The sequence below is a fragment of the Acinetobacter sp. UBA5934 genome, from assembly GCF_002430855.1.
Lineage (GTDB): Bacteria > Pseudomonadota > Gammaproteobacteria > Pseudomonadales > Moraxellaceae > Acinetobacter.
Window position 1 is genome coordinate 1 of the sequence record NZ_DJDC01000194.1, and the last position, 273, is coordinate 273.

At 46.9% G+C, this 273-nt stretch carries 1 protein-coding gene; it reads left to right on the forward strand.

Features of this window, described 5'->3' with window-relative positions:
* Window positions 1–273, forward strand: a 273-nt coding sequence (locus B2Y23_RS14510; RefSeq protein ID WP_291371571.1) for an amino acid permease, incomplete at both ends; no start/stop codon positions are given.

The following is a 273-nucleotide window of genomic DNA, read 5'->3' on the forward strand; positions in this document are numbered from 1 at the left end:
CCGCTATTCAGTAACCTGACAGCTCAAGGCTGGTTCCCGGAAGGTCTGTTCCCAATCTTCACAACCATGCTGATTGTAAACTTTGCATTCTCTGGCACAGAACTGATTGGTGTGGCTGCGGGTGAAACCAAAGATCCTGCCAAAAATGTACCAAAAGCGATTAATACTGCAATTTTCCGCTTACTGATTTTCTTTGTAGGTACGATTATTGTGGTGACCTCCCTTCTTCCGCATCAGGAAGCAGGTCTGGCAGCTGAAGGTGTCAGTAGCAGT